Below are 18,927 nucleotides of genomic sequence, written 5' to 3'. Positions count from 1 at the left end.
ATTTCTGTTGTGCTTGTGTGTTCACAATACTAGTTTTATTGGATGAACCAAAGCTATTCCTCAGTTTCATTAAAATCTTTTAGTGCCTCCGCCGCAAATTTTCCCGGAGTAACATGGTATTTTTCTTTAAATAATTTGGTAAAATGCGAGCGACTCTTAAATCCTGTCATTATAAATACTTCGTTCACCGATAAATTATCTTTTGACAAAAACTCAGCAGCCTTGGTAATACGATACATCCTAATCAGCTCAAATGGCGTTTGATTAGTAATGGCTTTTACTTTCTGATAAAAATGTGTTCTGTTTAAATATAATTGGCGCGCCATTTCATTAAAATCAACTTGCTGATTATCCAAATTCTCATCCATTAACTGATATAGCTTTTCAACAAAAACAGAATCCTCATTATCGTCTTTCGTTTTATTTAAATTTAAAGGAATTTCAATTTGAAAACGTTCTCTCAGTTGTTTCCTGTTTTTAAGAACAGCTTCTATATTGGATATTAAATGAAGTGCATTAAATGGCTTTTTAATATATGCATCAGCCCCTGTCGCTAAGCCTTGTATTTGCTCATCTATAGCAGTACAAGCTGTTAGAAGTACAACTGGAATATGACTTGTTTTAATATCCGTTTTTATACTTTTACACACTTCAAATCCATTTACTTCAGGCATTAGTACGTCACTCAATACCAAATCGGGCCATTCCTCTTTCATGGCTTTTTGCAATTCTAAACCATTTTCAAAAGATTTCACTTCAAAGAATTTGGATAAGATATTACTCACAAACATGCGCATATCTGTATTGTCTTCAGCAAAGAAAATACGCGAATTCATAATATCCTCATCCAGATTAATTTGCGAAATATCTATTTCTTCCTCTCGTACTACTTCCTTACTATCATACCTTTTATCCTCAGCAATAACCTGTTGCTCTATCTCTACCTGTTTTTCAGAAACCTCTTTAATGATAGGTAAGCTGATGATAAACTCAGTTCCTACTCCTTTTTCACTATTTGCACTAATGCTTCCGTAATGCATTTCAACCAAGCGTTTAGAAAAAGCCAAACCAATACCCGAACCTCCCGTGTAGGCGCTATGCTTATGTTGAGATTGATAGAAACGTTCGAAAATATGTGGTAAATCTGATAAATCAATTCCCTTACCAGTATCTTTTACAACAACCTCTAGTTTATCCCCTTCCTCCTTGTATTCTATAGTAATTAAGTCCTTGCCTGCGGTAAACTTAAAGGCATTGTTTAACAAATTATTAAAAACCTTTTCCAACTTATCTTTATCGGCATATACTGAAACTTGTTTATCGCAGGCTTTAATTTTCATTTCCTTATCATCCGTATTGGCTAAAAACTTAAAGTCAACTACCAGTTCATTTATAAAATCATCAAAACTAAACTGAGAATAATTCATGTCCAATAACTTAGCTTCTGAACGCTGGAAATCGTGCACCTGATCAATTAATCGAGATATTTTTTTGGACTGCCTTTGTACTAAACTCAGTTTATCAGCAATTTCTTGGTTTCCCTTATATCGTTCAATAAGTAAGTTAATTGGTCCAGATATTAAGGTAAGTGGGGTTTTAATTTCGTGAGAAATATTTGAAAAGAACCTCAATTTAGCATCATTTACATTCTTCTCATTATTTTTTTCAAGATGCTCTATTTCTAAATCATGTTTTAAGGTATTCACCTTCTGAAAGAATAAAAACATAGCATAGGTAACCAAAGCCAACAAGATGACATATAACAAAATAGCATACCAAGTTTTCCAAATGGGTGGATGAATAATAATCTTAAGCTCTTTGGGTTCTGTCCATTGATTAAACGAATTGGAAGCTGTCATCCGAAGTGTGTATTCTCCAGCTGGCAATCCGTTGTAATACACAAAGCGCTGCTCTGCGGGCACTTCAATCCACTCTTCATTTATCGGTAATAACTGATACTTTAAAAAGTGGTTTTCGTGCGCCGAAAAATGCAAGGATTTTAACTCAATCGAAAATACATTTTCTTGAGCCTTTAATTCAATCTTATTTAATTCCTCCAATCGTTTAGGTAGCAATACCCTACTATTTAAGGTATCTCCTGGCATAACCGTTTTATTAAACAGCTTCAATTCACCAAACTCTACCTGAGGTAAGCTTTCGCCATCGGGTAAATCATCAGGATTAAAATAGGTAAAGCTTTTGATTCCTCCTAAAATGATAACACCATTCTTCAACAGGCCTTTGGAATACCAAAAATCTTCAAATGGCAAGCCATCGGACTTACCATATTTCATGAATCTATTTTCTGTAGGGTTAAACTTGTTTAGTCCAATATTGGTGGTTATCCAAAAACTATTATCTGCACCTAAAACTATATTTTTCACCACATTATTAGATAAACCATCCTTCTCGGTGTAAGGAATAAAGTGAGCATCGCCTGCACTGTTGATGACCTTACAAACACCTCCGCCCTCGGTACCAATCCATAATTCATCATTGGGCAAACGAAGCGCTGATGTAATTGAATTACTCGAAATGGATTTATCATCGTTAGCCCTATTCACAAACTGCGTAACAGGAGCATCCTCCATATTATTTACTTGCGACATATCCAATCTAAAAAGTCCCTCATCGGCACTACCCAACCAAACCAATTTCTCTTTAGCATCCGCATACACGCTGCGGTACATATAAAGTCTCTTATTTTTAAAAAACGGATTATTACTGAGTTGCTCTAAACGGCTTATTTTGTTACTCGATTGTACCACAACTCTATAAATAGAACGTGCAGTAGCCATCCATATATTACCTTGCTCATCTTCCGAAAAACTCCTTATCGTATTCGCATTAAAGGTTTTATCGAAAGTGATATTGGCTCGTTTAATTTCTTTTGTACCCACAGCTACTCTATAAATACCTGTTTTAGCTCTAAAGCCTAACCAAATATTCTTTCGTTTATCTACATAAATAGCCTTTACCTTTTCTCGCTCCTGTTCTGATACTCTAAAGGGAATCTCTTCAAATTGATGTGTAACGGTATTAAAAAAGTAAAGCCCTGTGGTACGAGAAACTACAAACACCCTATCATTATCATACACACTCATATCTAAAACCTCTTCCGAGTTCATTCCATACTTTTGAGCTTTATCAATATCGTAGAAATTAAAAGGGTTGGGTTTACTGTTATACCAATAAATACCCTTATTAAAAGTACCCATCCAAGTACCTTTTGTACCCACACTGAAAAAGTAACTGATGCGAGCTATACCAATACTTTTATCCAATTCAAAAATTTGATTGTAATTCGGATTTAATATTGAATCGACATGATTTACTTTAATACCTTCTCCCGTTTTTGAAGAACCCAACCATAGTTCACCGTTTTTATTAAGCTGAGAGCATGAAAAGATATATTCCTGAAATCGGCTTCCTAAAACATTAAAAGTGTACGATTGAGCTGTTTTTTGATAGGATAAAATACTTATCCCATTTTGTCCGCATACTAACAATCGATTATTACCTAGCTTTTGAATAGATAGACTATTCGTTATTTTTTTTCTTAGAAAACGCTTAAACTTTTTCGTCTCTAAATTGAAGGTGATTAAACCTATGGTAGTTGAAAATAGCACATGCTCTTTATCTAAAATTACGCCATTATAAAAGGATAGCGTTCTGGGGTCTTTTGAAATATTACTTGGAGGTATATGCGGAGAATCAAAGGTATAGTCATCATTAAAAACTAATATTCCACCATTTTCGGTAGGACAAATAACAATACCATTATCTTTATCTTCGATTATTTGTCTTATTTCAGGACGATTAGTTGCATATTCACGTTCAATTCCTTTTAAAGAGATAATTTTAAAGCTCTCTTGCTCGTAGTTATATACAGAAACTCCCTCATCGGCACCAAACCAAATATTACCATTTTTATCCTCCATCATACATCGAATACGGTTGGAGCTAAAGTATTTTTGACTTAGCGTATTACGGTAGGTTTTAAAACTATATCCATCGTACCTATTAACACCATCATAAGTGCTCACCCAAATATAACCTTTTGAGTCTTCCAAAATACCAGTTACCCCATTATGGGCAAGTCCATCCGAGATATTAAAGTTTTTAGCAAACTCTAGTTCCTTATCAGATGCATGAATATTTAGGAAGGAAAATATGGTTATATAAAAGAGAAATAGATATCGTTCCAACATATAGCTTTCTTTTTTTATGGGATGTAGCATTACTTTGTTAAAAATAGCATTTTATTATATCTGATAATAATCCGATAAGGTTTAATTTTCTTAAATAAAGCTATACCTGAGGTGATTTAAGCATGTGGTTTATATGTAGAAATAGATAAACAGAAATAGGGAGACTAAAATGTCTCCCCCATCTCCAATAAATAATAGTCAATGATTTCCTTTTATTCCACTCAGTTTTGCTAAAGTGAAAAACTGGAACAAAAAACCCGAAGTTACCAATAAAAGTATATGTGTATTTAGAGTTGTAATTACACATGTACCCTTTCTTAAATCATTGACAAATTAAGTGAATCATATTAAAAAGTAAGTACTTAAAATTACCTTGAAATAAGATTATATTACCTTGTTTGGCTTCTATAGCTAACTTAAAAAAGGGAACTCAATAGAATCCCCTTTTTAAAAATATATGTTATTGAGTAATTATTTAACCAATACCTTTTTTACAGCTGTTTCTCCATCTGCAGTAACTTTAACCAAGTACATTCCTTTTACAAAATCAGAAACTGGTACATTAGTTACTGTTTCTGTTGCTATAAATGATTTTACCACAGCCCCTGCCACATTGCAAATTTCAACCTGAGCACCGGATGGAGCTTCTACATTTAAACTTGAAATTGCTGGATTAGGGTATGTTTTAAAACCGCTTAATATACTTGCAGTAACATCTGTTGATCCTGTTTCCCAAGTAACATCTACTGCTACTTCTGTTGATTCGATACTCACCCATTTGCCAGAGCTTTTATCTTGAATAACAAAATTAATTGTTCCTCCTCCTCCTACTACCATAACAGCACCTTCATTTTTTACTGATGTTACCGATGTGAAAGTTCCATTAATAGTTACATCAGTTTCTCCTGCCCCATTCGGAAAGACTCTGGTTGGGTCAGTATAAATCCAACTCACATTACCTCCTGTTTCCTTTACACTATATTGACTAACTTGTATACGGTATTGACCAGCAGGAACACTATACGTATAACTAAAATTTACCGCATCTCCTAAAATGATAGGTCCTGGTGCTTCTGTAACACTAACGTTAGACAAAGTTTGAGCATTGGATAAAGAACCAATTCCAACAAGCATGATTGCAACAAATAACACTCTAAGTAAAGCTTTTTTCATAATATCTAGTTTTAAAAATTCTTTACACAAATATTAGATAATAAAAAACCGGGATTGTGTTTGGGAGTAATTTCAATGTTCGATAGCGTTAAAGCCCACATTTTAAACGTAAAGCAGACATAACAAAAAAGCTGGCTCCAATCATTGAAACCAGCTTTTAGCATTAATACAGTCCGTATTTATTCATTTAAATTACGATTCATAACATCTTAGCTCAAATAATTTCACATAGTCCTTTCCATAAGTTTCTGTCATTTTAATTCGGATGGCAGAAGTTTTTATGCTTTCAAATTTAAACTTGATTAAACGTGTTTGGTTTTTATCTAAAGACCCCAGGTTAATCCACTTACCTTTAACTCGTGCTTCAAGTTGCAATGACTTTAATAACTCATGTGGCACATCATTCCAAAAGTTAAAAGTTACCTTAGACTCCTTAGTCATCATGATATTCCTTTTAACATTAGTATCACATTTAATTTCAACCTTAGATAGTGAAATAGGCTTTTTCCATTCAAGCTGTAATTCTGCAGGCAAATTTTCCGATTGCCAGTGATGTATTTCCCCCTCAAAATCTCGAGATACACCATCCGTTAATAAATTAACATCGCCACTAGCCGTAGAAGAGGCCATAATTTGGTCTGCTGTTTTAGCGAGGTTTTCTTTATCCGCAGCAGGAACTCGTGGAATAAAGGCATCATCTCTTAACAGTTGTTCTTGCAATTCGTGTATATGCTTTTTAGCAATAACTCTTGGGGTAACGCCTTTTTTAACACACATTGAAGCAGCCGTACCTACTGCCATTCCCATGGTGGCACAGGTTGCCATTAAACGGGTAGAAGACAATGCAATATGGCTTTGACTAATATTTCTGCCTGCAAAAGATAAGTTGATAATATTGCGTGAATACAAACTACGATATGGTATTTGGTACACCTTTCTGAAATGGTAATGGAAAAAACTTGCTGGGTCTTCATAATTTTCAATACCTCCTGGGCAATGTTCATCTAACGACCATCCTCCATATCCAACCGCATCCTTAAAATAACGAGTCTCCATCAAATCTTTTTCAGATAGGATAAAGTCCCCCATAAACCTGCGCGACTCTCTACGACCTGGCAAGGACTGCACCCAATCCAAGGCCATATTTTCGGCTTCCGGAAATTCTCCAGAATTTTTAATGTAATCCCATACACCATATAACCAGCCCATTAATTTATGCCTGATTATTTCCTGATTGGCAATTATATCATCATCATCACCTACCTCAATCCACCAAACACCATTTGCATAATTCTTTAATTTCCGTTCTTTTTTATATTTATCGGCCTCAAACTTAATCGCAAATGGAGGCGCTTCAAATGGCATTGGTTTACCCATATCTTTAGCAGACATTAGTAAGGTACTTCCCATTTGCCAGCCATCAGCTTCATCCGGCGCATATTGCTCGTTAAACTCCGCTTTCCCTTCTCTACCGGTACGATATTCTGCACCCGCCGTAGCAGCCAACAAGCCGTCTCCCGAACAATCAATAAATTGCTGGGCAGAAATGGTATACTCTGTTTCGGTAGTTAGTTGCCAACATTTTGCCGCCTTTATTCTTGAACCGCCCATAATGGCTTCCGTAGCTTGGGTATTAAGCATTAATTCAATATTAGGCTCGCGTGTTACAAACTCGTACATCACATGGTCAAAAACAGGAAACGATTCTTGCTTATTTCTAAAACGATTGAGCAATAACATTTCCTCAATTACACCCGTTTCACGTTCGGCAAAGCCATCTGGTTTAAGATGATTTACTCCATTTAAATGCACACGCATTTCACTGGAAGCATTTCCACCCAACACTGGTCTATCTTGCACCAATACTACTTTTGCACCATTACGTGCGGCCGAAACAGCTGCACAGATACCTGCCACACCGCCTCCTAAAACAGCCACATCGTAGGATACATCTTTATTTCTTTCGGGTATCCGAGTTTCCCCTTTTCCCATCTGTTTCCATTTATCGGTATCTCTGCTAGGATTATTATTATCCAGCCCAACTCCAGACGTAAGAGGAATTATGCTTGCTGCAACTGCTCCTTTTGCTCCCTTTTTAAAAAAATCTCTTCTTTTCATCTTTTGTAGATTTCAGTATTTAACACTCAACCCTATGGTCTATTACCTTTCCAACCTTGTTTAAATTGCACCAATAATTCTTTCACTAATTCAGGCTTATCTTTAGCTATATTTTTGGTTTCCGAAGGATCGGTTTTATGATCATATAATTCGTAATACAAAGGAGCTGCGTCCGCGTGTTTACCGTCTTTCCATAATATAAAACGATATCTATCTGTTCTCATAGCATATCCCAGTAAATCATTTTCGAAAAGATCCCTATTCCACTTTTCTTTTTGCTGCACTTTAATACGTCCTTCCACCTCTTCAATCAACGGTCCAAAATATGTTTCGCGCATAGCCGGACGAAGTGGATAAGCACCCCATTCTCGTAATGCAGGTGTTGGAAAAGTACTAAACACAGCAGATTTCCACTCCATATCAGGATCTTTTAATAATGGTTTAAAGCTTGTTCCTTCTAAATGTTCGGGTAAGGATAAACCAGCCATATCGCATAAGGTAGGATACATATCCACCAACTCCACCAAGGCTTCACTCGTTTTTCCTCTGCTGCCTTTAGGCATATCAGATGTCCAAATCATTAATGGTACACGTGTTGCTATTTCGTAATTGGTCGCTTTACCCCAAATTCCCATATCGCCTAGGTGCCAACCATGATCGCTCCAAACAATAATGATCGTGTTATCGCGCACTCCAGCTTCTTCCAAAGCATTTATCATACGACCAATCTGCGTATCAATATAACTTACACAAGCCAGGTAGGCATGTTTTAAAGTTCTGGATAATTCAGGGTCAATATTTCCTTTTTTAGGAATGCCAGAGCGCACTCTCAATTCAAAGGAAGGATGTAATCCCATTTCTGCACCATCTATTGGAGCAAGCGTATCTTGTGCCATTGGAATAGCTTCCCTGTCATATAAATCCCAGTATTTTTTGGGTGCCGTCCAATTTAAATGTGGTTTATGCATTCCTAAGCCCAAGAAAAATGGTTTACCATCTTTCTCACTCACCATTTGTTTTAAAGCTTCAATAGCCAAATCTGTATTATATCCATCTCTATAAGCATTATCTGGCACATCTGCACATTCGTATGCAGGCCCACTGGCCAAGCCATATTTTGCTACCTGACCGTATTTAGCAAACATCTCTTTTTTGGTGTCTTCCTTAATTTTGATATTCTCCTTTAAATGAAAACCTTTAGGCTTTGGCGCATTGGGGTGAACATGCAACTGCTCCCTATTCCACGAAATTTCGTCTTCATCTCCATGATGAAATATTTTACCATAATAGGTGGTTTGGTAACCATTATTTGAAAAGTGCTGTGCCAAGGTTAAGGCATTCGGGTTTTGATCTCTAAACCGCAAATAATTATGCGTTATACCACTATTCTCAGGTCTAATACCAGTCATAATACTAGCTCGAGAAGGGCCGCAAATAGCTTGCTGACAGTATGCCCTATTAAATAAGAGTCCTTCTGAAGCTAACTTATCTAAACTGGGACTAATGGCAATTTCCGAACCATAACACCCCAGTTCTGGCCGTAAATCATCTACGGCTATAAATAAAATATTAGGTTTTCGATTTTGTTTTTTTGAAGATTGGCAAGCTACTGTTGCAAAAATTAAACAAAGGATAAGAAGTTTGTTCATCGTATTTTTTAGAATTTAGTGAATTTTACCCAAGGTGTATTCCACCCATTAATTACTTGAATAAAATTACACTCAAACGCCTAATAAACACTCGAAATACTATATACAAAATATTAACATTTCATTTTATTGCAATTACAACATGTTAACTCAGCTTTGAATACTTACATTTGTATTATATCATATAAATATGTATTACAACATGTTGACACGTTTATTACATCTTACTACAAGGTTTAGCCTTTTGCTCTGTATTAACTTTTGCCTTATAAATATATTACAAGCACAACAATTTAATCATTACATTCCCGAAGGGATTCATCCTTATGAAAAAAGCAAAGAAAACATTCAAAAGGAGCTTCATACTTCTTATCAATTGGCGATAAAAAGTAAGGATACTTCCCAAATTATTCAATCTCGACTTCTACAAAGTACCATGTCGAGGGTTTATCTTGATTATGGATCGGCATTTAATCATGTAGGTGAAGCTCTTTTTTTAGCCGAAGATTATAAGGATACACTTTTAATGGCCAAAGCACATGAGGAATTCGGCGTACTTAACTACCTATTTAGACAAGATGGACAGGCGTTTCAGCATTTTAGTAAATCTTTAAAGTATTATAAAAAAGCCTACCAAAAACAACACATCTTATCCAAGGAGCTTTATCGTCCTTATTATAATATGATTTTATACCATCAGCGTATACAAACGGATGAAATGACTTTAGCTTATATTGATACCTGTGAATCTTTAGCTGATACTAGTGGGCTAAATGAGAACATTGATATTTTTTTGAATGAGAAAAAAGCACACTTATTATATAGGGCGGATAAATATGAAGACGCATCTAAATTCTTAATTGAGAGTATCGACTTTATTGAAAAACTCAGGGGAAGCCAAGCAAATATAGCCAAATACAAAAGCTATCTTATTATATTATATACCATGCTTGCCAACTGTTATATAGAAATGAATAAAAATGAAACTGCCAAAGCGTATTACCAAAAGGCCATTGATTTAAAAGACCTGTATGGCGAGCATACATTTTATCGTCCGTATATATACACCAAATATGCATGGGTATTGAACACTGAGGGTAATTACAAAAAAGCTTATGCCTTGCTTTTTACCGCCAATAGAATAAACGATAATTATTTAAATCCTAGAAATAAGAACAACCAAAATTTTATCTCTATAAAAGATAAGTATTCGGAAGAGTTAAGTAAGAAAAATAAAGAATTACAGTTAAAAAATCTTGAACTTGCGCAGAATAAACAGGAGATATTACGTTTTAGAATTATTCTATTTGTAAGCATACTAACTTTTGTAATTGTTCTATTAGTTTTTAGGTCGCGTACACAACATTTGAAACATCAAAAAGAAAATGAGTTAAACGAAAAAAAGCAACAAGAAACGCAAGAGGTAATTGACCATAAAAACAAAGAATTGACCACTACCATGCTACAGCTAATAGAAAAAGAGGAAATTATAAAATCGTTGAGTGAGCGATTATCCAAAGACCCGAGCAACAAAAGCCTATTGTCCTCCATTGAAAAACGATCGGTAAGTTTATGGGATGCCTTTAACAGCCGTTTTGTTGCATTAAACGCTGACTTTTACGAACGTTTGAAAAAGCGCGTACCAGACTTAAGCTCTGCTGATTTAAAAATTTGTGCCCTGATAAAACTCAATTTCTCTGGAAAAGAAATGGCTTATCTACTCGGTATTTCTGCCGGTAGTGTAAATGTAGCTCGTCATCGTTTACGTAAAAAAATGAATATTGAGAGGGATACTAATCTCACGCAGTTTATTAATTCTATATAGTAGTTTGTCTATAAGTCAACTACTTTATTTATTGACGGGCTCCATATAGTTCGTTTAACCCCTCACTTTAAAAGTTAACAACGCAGCAATTTCACAGTATGCAAACATTCGACTATACCAACCAAAATCACATTATATTTTTACTCCTCGCTATTATTATTCTGGCTTTGGCATTCTTTATTATCAAATATAAACTGACCGAATACTTTAAAGCCCAAAAGGTAAAGAAGCGTTTTGAGCGAGGCAATCAACTGGAGTTAGATGCTAAAAAGTTTTTAAAGAGTAAAGGGTACTCTATCGTGGATTATCAAAGCACTTACGAACATAAATACATGGTGGATGGCACCCCTGAATATGCAGAAATTCAACCCGATTACATTGTAAAAAAGAAAGGCAAAAAATATATAGTTGAAGTTAAAAGTGGGACTTCTGCAATTAGTGCTCGAAATAGAAATACACGCCGACAACTATTAGAGTATGATTATGTAGTAGAGAATGATGGCGTTTTTTTGTTGAATATGGAGAACCGTGATTTAAAGCTGATCCAGTTTAAATCGAAAGCAGAGAAACGGTCTAGAAAATTGATAAAAGCAGTTATTATTATTGGAATAGTAGGAATAGCTATTCCGTATTGGGAGGTTAAAGTAGCTATTGGTTTAGTATTGGCACTTGTTTTTGCTTTAGCAAATAGGTATTAAAAATCAACACTCTGCAACATCTTTAATGCACTATTACTTTTTTATACCATAATAAAAAACGCTTGCCTATTCACCTCAAAAGCTAAAAATAACCGTTATACAATTGTCCTTTAAAACGTAAAAAGAGGCGAGAATAAATCCCGCCTCTTAACCGCATATTTAAATATAAGCTTAATATATATGAAGACTGTATTAATCTTCATATATATTAAATTTTAAAACCCATTTTAGTTTTTACTATGGACGTGGAGCTACATCGACTTTCCTTAATCCCATATCATCAAGGTAGAAAGTTTGATCTCCAGTAACGCCTGTGTTATGACTTGCTTCTACAAAATAAGAATATCTCATTTTTTCAGTAGGATCAATACTATTAATATCCACTGGAATATTAATTACTTGCTTAAGGGTAACCCACTCGCCACGAGCAATATTTTCAACATCCCATACAGCAGCTACATCAGTTGCCCAACCATTCGATTTTCTGGCAATTTCAGTACGAATAGTTTTTAGATCTGAACCTGCTTCAATATAAATTTCGTGCGTTATCTCAAAGGCACCAGCTTTAATATCTACGTTATTTCCAAAGGCCATACCATATAAAGTATTCACATCAAACGCACCCGAAAATTGCATACTAGCCACGCCCGAAGCGAACATATCTGTAGTACGTGCCCATGGTAGTCCACCATTGCCAACCCAATAGCCAGCAGCTCCACCAGAATCAGCTCCAGCTTCACCTTCGAAACCACCCCATGAGTTACCAACCAAAAGATCATCGCCAGCAACAGGGATTGATACTTTTTGCATATCAAATGATTTTAAAGGCTGCTCATCTGTTGAAAGTATAGTATTACCTTCTTGATTATAAACAATGGTAATCATATCATCAGCATAAATCTCTTTTGCTAATGTTAATACAATTGTACTTGCATTAGCAGGATCGAACGTTACATCCGTAATATCAAAATCCTGATCTACAAATTTTCCAGCATGCTTAACATGAACCGTAAAACCAGTTGCTGGATTACCACCCAAACTACCCACTGCGCCTTTAATATCAAAAGCTATAGTTTGAGCACCTGTCCACATGGCACTATTATCAATAATACTTAATGGCACAACATCTCTAACATTAATTAAAACGGTTTTTGATGTTGGTTGGTGCGTTGGAACAGATGGTGTAAAATCAACTTTTAATTCTTGATTTTCGCCCAATGACAATATCGTACCTAAAGCAGGTGTATAAACAAAAGTACCCTCTACATCTGCGGTAGCATTTAATTGCTCTTCTGTTAAAGGCTCCCCTTCTGGAAGAACTGCCGGATTTTCCCAAGTAATAACAGGCACATATTTCTCTACAATATTAATGGCTACTGTTTTACTCATTTTTGAATAATTCTTAGTATCCCTAGGTGTAAACTCCACCTTTAATTCCTGGTTATCGCCAAGCGGTAAAACCGTTTCTAAACTTGGAGTAAACACCATCGTTCCCGGAACGTTAGCTGTTGCATTAAGCTGCTCCTTGGTTAATGGCAATCCAGTTACCAATTCCGCTGGGTCTTCCCAGGTTAACACTACTTCCTGTATCAACAATACTTCATCATCTTTACAACTATTAAATGTTGTAGCAAATAAACCAAGGATGAATATATGTAGGAATAATATATTTATTTTCTTCATTTTCTTTGTGATTTTTTAGTTTACAGATGTCTCCATTAATATCCAAAATTCTGAAGCATATTAGGTGCTTTCTCCACTTCGGTTTGTGGTATAGGCAAGTAATAATGCTTATCCCACCAAGGACGTGTAACTACTGTATACTCTTCAAAGCTTACATCTCCATTGACCGCTTTAGTCCACTTTAATCCCTGAACATCAAACCCTAAGTGATCCGTTTCCATCCAACGTCTTTCATCAAAGAAATTATGTCCCTCGAAACAAAGCTCCACTCTACGCTCACGTTTAATCGCTTCTAACAAGGCATCACCACTGGCCGTAATTTCTGGCTGTAAGGCACGCATAGATACTTTATTTAAAAACTTCCTTGCTTCGTCTTCATTATCTAATTGATATTGAGCTTCGGCATAGTTCAAATAAATCTCTGCTAAACGATACAAAATATATGGTCTTTCTGATGAAATCTCTGTTAAATCACCCAAGCTTTCATCTTGAAACTTACGAATATTATAACCTGTTTTTGAAGAATGCAGTGGATTACCTTGCCCTTGAGGAGAATCTAAACCATGCGGGTTTGCAGCAGGGTTTTCTGACAAATAATATTGTACATCTCTACCTCTAAATTGTGAGCCATTATAGTTTAAAGTAGCATAATAACGCATTTCTCGCCCGTCATTCGGGTTTGAAGGGTCAAAGCTTGCCTCTGATGTAGATGTTCCATCCGCCATGTTGTATTGTAAAGCAAAATTATGTGTAGGTGAGGATAAAGCCCAACCACCATAACCGTTAGGAGACATGGTCATGTCCCACAATGAGTTTACATCTGTTCCATAATCGTAATACTCGGAGCTAAAAGGACGTGCAAATAAAATATCTTCATTTGGTGACAAAAACATATTCTGATAAGCTTCAGCATCTGCTACAGCTATTAAATCGCGCTCACTTACAACAGTTATTACTTCCTTGGCAGCATCTGAAGCATCTTGCCATTTAGTGGCTTTTGAGTAAGCATATAACTCACTATTTTCTGAAGGTACATTAGCCGGATCGTGCAATTTACTTGCGGCATATAATAAAGTGCGAGACTTAACCGCCATAGCTGCTAAACTGGTAGCTCTACCAAACTCAGCATCCGGACGAGTTGCTGGTAAAACAGCTATTACTTCATCAAGTTCTTTTACAATAAAGTTAACGCATTCCTCGTAGCTATTACGTGTTAAATTAAAATCGTCATCTAAACCAAGAGCACGCTCCAAAATAGGCACACCTCCGTAATACTTAATTAGTTTAGCATATAAATTCGCTCTTAAAAACTTCATTTCTGCTTTATAAACGGCTACCTTTTCTGGGTTTGATACCATGGCAGGACTTTCATCAATTTTATCTAAGAACTCGTTACATAAGCGAATATAGTCCCAGTAGTTATTCCATTTTTGAGCAAATACCCCAACGTTACTTGGTGTCCAACCAGCTCTCACTCTGAATAAGTCTAAATCTTTAAAGTTAAATTTAGCCTCAAAGGAAGCTCCCTCAATATTAAATCGGCGCGACCACCACTGAAAACGATTCATCCCCCAGCTTTCTGTGCTGTTATAAACCGTAAACAATAATCTTTCTACCTGGTCTGGATCACTGTAAATCAAGTCCTCTGCAAAAGCACTTTTATCCTCTGTTTCCAATATATCTGAACACCCAACCAGGCTAAGACACATTACGGAAATAAAGAGATATATGATATGTATATTTTTCATGCGTTTAAAATTTTAATTGTTCCATGATACCCCCATGAAAATTATATTTTTCATGCGCGTTTCATTTATTTTAATTTTAAATATTCTAATTCTGTTATCTATCTACTTTAGAATGTAAAGTTTACACCTAGCGTATAAGTTTTTAAAGATGGGTAAGTACTACCACGGAAGTTATCATAACCTGCAGCTTCAGGATCTAAACCTAATTTATGAACATCAGAGAATAAGGTTAATAAGTTGAACCCTCTTACAAATACTTTAAGATCTCCAATTTTAATTTGCTCTTTATTAAAGGTATAACCTAGGTCTAATTGCTTAAGTCGTAAATAAGATGCATCATGTAACCAAAAATCTGCTCCTTGAAAGTTGTCTGAGTTTCCACTTTGGTTACTGCTATATTTATCACCCTGAGCAAAAGCTCGTGGATATCTGGCTCCTCGGTTTTCTGTTGTCCAACGCTCTGTAAATACATGCTCTGGTTTAGCTCCAGCCTGATCAAAAAATACTAACATTTCGGCTTTTGCTTGTCCCTGAAATAAGAAATTTAAATCCCATCCTTTGTACTGAACACCTCCATAAAAACCATACTGAATTTCAGGAACGTTAGATGTATACTTACGGATTCTATCATTGGCATCAATCATACCATCTCCGTTTACATCCATATAATGTGGCTCCCCTTCAACTGTACCTTCTAACTTTGCTGTTGTATTTTCAACTTGCTCTTGATCGCGGAAGATGCCGAACGTTGGATATACCACATATGAATCTAATGGATGTCCTTCGCGTTTCATGGCTTCTGGCACGTCAGCAGCTTCATCCATATAAACTACTTTGTTTTTAGCATTGGTAAAAGTAGCGCCTAAATTATAGCCCACTTCTCCTACTTTATCGCTCCAGTCTAATTGAAATTCCCATCCAAAGTTATCCACTTCTCCCAGGTTTTCATCTGGTAGTTGTAAACCCGCTGCATCAGGAATAGACGCTGAACGTTGAATTAAAATATCCTTACGTTTTTGATAGAAGTAGTTCGCATCTGCCGTTAATCTTCTGTCCAGTACAGTAAAATTGATTCCAATATTTTTAGTGTCTGCTGTTTCCCACGTTACATCTGGGTTTGGAACATTGTTACTTCTATAACCATTTAACATGGTTCCTGTAGTTCCAAAAATGTAAGAATTGGGTTGAGTCCACTGCTTCACACCTTGGTTATTGTAAGGCCCACCGTAATCGTAACGTGTTAAGTGCTGAAAAGCAGCAATACGGTCATTACCCATAACAGCCCAAGAAGATCTGATTTTAAAGGTATTTAACCAGCTATCCGTAAAGTCCATAAATCCTTCATCCGCTAAAGACCAAGAAACGGCTACTCCGGGGAATGTACCAAATCGTTTTCCATCGGCAAAGTTACTTGAACCATCATGGCGTAGAGTAAGATCGATGAAGTACTTCTTTTTATAATCGTAAGCTACAGATCCAAAGAAATTTAAACGTGCCCACTCATTAGAAACACCGGATGATTGTTGTCCTTCATCGCTACCTGCAAATAAATCGGAATGGTCAGGACTTGGAAAGCCTCTTCTTTCGGCCCAAAATGTACGGCTTGTTGAAGTCATTTGCTCAAAACCTCCAAAAGCTCTAACGGTATGTGTATCGTTAAATGTATTGTTATAATGAACCGTTGCATTTAACATCGTTTCATCATATTTCCAAAAGCTTTCGCGAAGAATTCTTTCGTTACCTCTTTGCGAAAAACCATTTACTGGAACATACTCTTCTGACCCTTGCTGATACTGATAAACCGTCCATGGCGTATACCACGATTTAATATCATTACTCTGCTTTCTGATACCCACAAAACCTTTGGCACTTAATCCTTTTACCCATTTATTCATATCCCAATTAAACGAGAATTTACTACGTAGGTCGTTATCATGCTGATTTACATTACCCGATGCAGCACTTGACATTACAGCAGGGTTGGCACCATTTTCTCCACCCCATCCTGGTAATCCGTTTGGATAAACTCCTACGTCTGTTGGCGAGTTAGTATAGATGTGTTTATAAATATATGACGCATTAACACCGGGTTGGTTTCTTTCGCCAAAACGCCCTGTTAAATCAACACCTATCTTAAAGTTTTCCCAAACCTTAATATCTAAGTTAGAACGTACTTGGTATTGCTTAAAATTTAAATCGCCCGACTCATACATACCTGTTTGGTCAATGTAGTCACCACTTACAAAGTAGTTTACTTTTTCTGAACCTCCAGAAATAGATAACGACGATCTTAATTCTGGTGAATAATCAGCAAAAGTTAAATCAGACCAATTGGTATTGGGATAGTTAATAGGATCTTCGCCCGAAGCATACTTGGCAATATCCTCTTGACTGTAAGGCATTGAGGTGCCATTTCTTTCTGCAATTTCGTTTTCGTAAATAGCATATTGCTCCGAAGTCATTTGATCGGGCATAGCCGAAAACGACGACATATTATACGTAGAAGAGAAATTGATGGTTGGCTTTCCTTGCTTACCGCGTTTAGTAGTAATTAATATTACACCATTGGCCGCACGTGCTCCGTAAATAGCTGCTGCACCATCTTTAAGTACGGTTAACGACTCAATATCTTGAGGAGCTAAATGCGAAAACGAAGCAGCTGTAATTCCATCAATTAATATTAATGGACTATTGTTACCCAAGGTAGATTTACCACGAATTAAAATACTGGTATTTCCAGATTCTCCAGGATATCCTCCACGGTCCGACACAATTAAACCAGGCACTTTACCCGTTAATGATTTGGCTATATCATTACTAGATGTATTGGCAATTTCTTCGGACTTAATAGTACTGATTGAACCTGTTACCTCACCTTTTTTACGTGTGGTATAACCGATAGCCACAACCTCTTCCAGTCCAATGGCATCATCCTCTAATACTACGTTAATATTGCTTTGTTCCGATACAACAAATTCTTGGGTTTTCATTCCTACAAACGAAACCTCTATAATAGCACCTACTGCTACTCCTGGTAAAGTAAAGTTACCATCAATATCTGTGATGGTTCCTTGGGTAGTTCCTTTAATAACAACAGCTACACCAGGCAACGCTTCGCCTGTTTTATCTTTAACTACTCCTGTAATTGTTTTTTCTTGATTAGTTACTTCTGATGAAATTAATTCTGCCGCATTAGGTTCTGCTGCTGTGGTTTCAATAATCAATGCGCATAAACAAAACATGGTTAATTGAGCCATTCGGGAGATCCGATTTTGCACCATTTTTTCCAGTAAAGGAAATGCACGTAACACATGCAAATCTTGCTTTTTTTTCATAAGTTTGTGTAATTAGAGTGAAATAATAATCTTAGGTTATCGCTCTTTTAAATTTAATACAGGGAAGTGGTCGCACACTTTCCTGTTTTTTTTCATATCCTATTTATCTGTTTTAATATCTGATAAATTCCTTTGAACTTTTCATACATTAAAAACAAGAACTGAGTTGAGAATTAAGCTATTTTAAGCTCGGGCACATTTATTACATATCTGTTGTTTTGTTTTTCTGGGATTAAGTTTCGTTTAAATTAGTTTCCTCTATCATCCTCCTTTTTCTTTTTTAGTCTTCTTTTTGAAGTAATAATTTCACTTTACAAAGTTAGATATTCACCACTCACTCAAATAACATTTTTTAACCATTGATTACACTATTTTACCCTAAAAACAAATAGACAAAGATCTTGCGAATTACTCATAAAACCTCAACTACTGAGCATTGCACTATATTAACATCGTGTTAACAGGGATAATATACGACCTATACTCA

General features: G+C 36.0%; 9 protein-coding genes. 2 read left to right on the top strand and 7 right to left on the bottom strand.

Annotation, left to right across the window (positions count from 1 at the left end):
* Positions 1-53 precede the first annotated feature (53 nt).
* From A8L32_RS10835 to A8L32_RS10820, 4 genes are all read right to left on the bottom strand, one after another.
* Entirely contained in the window at positions 54-4,211 is a 4,158-nt protein-coding gene (locus A8L32_RS10835) for a hybrid sensor histidine kinase/response regulator transcription factor (RefSeq protein ID WP_075590541.1), read from the bottom strand.
* A gap of 471 nt (positions 4,212-4,682) precedes the next feature.
* Positions 4,683-5,384 carry a T9SS type A sorting domain-containing protein gene (locus tag A8L32_RS10830; protein WP_075590540.1) on the bottom strand — a complete coding sequence of 234 codons (702 nt, stop codon included), beginning with the start codon at positions 5,382-5,384 and terminating at the stop codon, positions 4,683-4,685.
* A 192-nt stretch (positions 5,385-5,576) separates the two neighbouring features.
* Positions 5,577-7,502: an FAD-dependent oxidoreductase gene (locus A8L32_RS10825; protein ID WP_075590539.1), complete on the bottom strand. Its 1,926-nt coding sequence runs from the start codon at positions 7,500-7,502 to the stop codon at positions 5,577-5,579.
* A 32-nt stretch (positions 7,503-7,534) separates the two neighbouring features.
* Positions 7,535-9,151, bottom strand: coding sequence for a sulfatase (locus tag A8L32_RS10820; RefSeq protein WP_075590538.1), 1,617 nt, complete (start codon positions 9,149-9,151; stop codon positions 7,535-7,537).
* 202 nt (positions 9,152-9,353) lie between these two features.
* On the opposite strand from A8L32_RS10820, the gene A8L32_RS10815 reads away from it, so the two are divergent.
* Together A8L32_RS10815 and A8L32_RS10810 are read left to right on the top strand one after the other, a co-directional pair.
* Positions 9,354-10,976 (top strand): hypothetical protein, encoded by a 1,623-nt coding sequence (locus A8L32_RS10815; protein WP_143525072.1) that lies wholly within the window; start codon positions 9,354-9,356, stop codon positions 10,974-10,976.
* Positions 10,977-11,074: 98 nt separating this feature from the next.
* Complete coding sequence (locus A8L32_RS10810) at positions 11,075-11,674, top strand: hypothetical protein (RefSeq protein WP_075590536.1); 600 nt, start codon at positions 11,075-11,077, stop codon at positions 11,672-11,674.
* Positions 11,675-11,911: 237 nt separating this feature from the next.
* On the opposite strand, the gene A8L32_RS10805 is transcribed toward A8L32_RS10810, so the two are convergent.
* From A8L32_RS10805 to A8L32_RS10795, 3 genes are all read right to left on the bottom strand, one after another.
* The gene (locus tag A8L32_RS10805; protein WP_075590535.1) at positions 11,912-13,357 is read right to left on the bottom strand and encodes a hypothetical protein; all 1,446 of its coding nucleotides are present in this window, start codon (positions 13,355-13,357) and stop codon (positions 11,912-11,914) included.
* A 35-nt stretch (positions 13,358-13,392) separates the two neighbouring features.
* Positions 13,393-15,105: a RagB/SusD family nutrient uptake outer membrane protein gene (locus A8L32_RS10800; protein WP_075590534.1), complete on the bottom strand. Its 1,713-nt coding sequence runs from the start codon at positions 15,103-15,105 to the stop codon at positions 13,393-13,395.
* A 107-nt stretch (positions 15,106-15,212) separates the two neighbouring features.
* Positions 15,213-18,440, bottom strand: a complete 3,228-nt coding sequence (locus A8L32_RS10795; protein ID WP_075590533.1) for a SusC/RagA family TonB-linked outer membrane protein — start codon at positions 18,438-18,440, stop codon at positions 15,213-15,215.
* Positions 18,441-18,927 lie beyond the last annotated feature (487 nt).

This window comes from Labilibacter marinus (assembly GCF_001659685.2).
Classification (GTDB): Bacteria; Bacteroidota; Bacteroidia; order Bacteroidales; family Marinilabiliaceae; genus Saccharicrinis; species Saccharicrinis marinus.
Note: the sequence above shows the minus strand (reverse complement) of the source record. Positions and strands in the feature narration are given on the sequence as shown.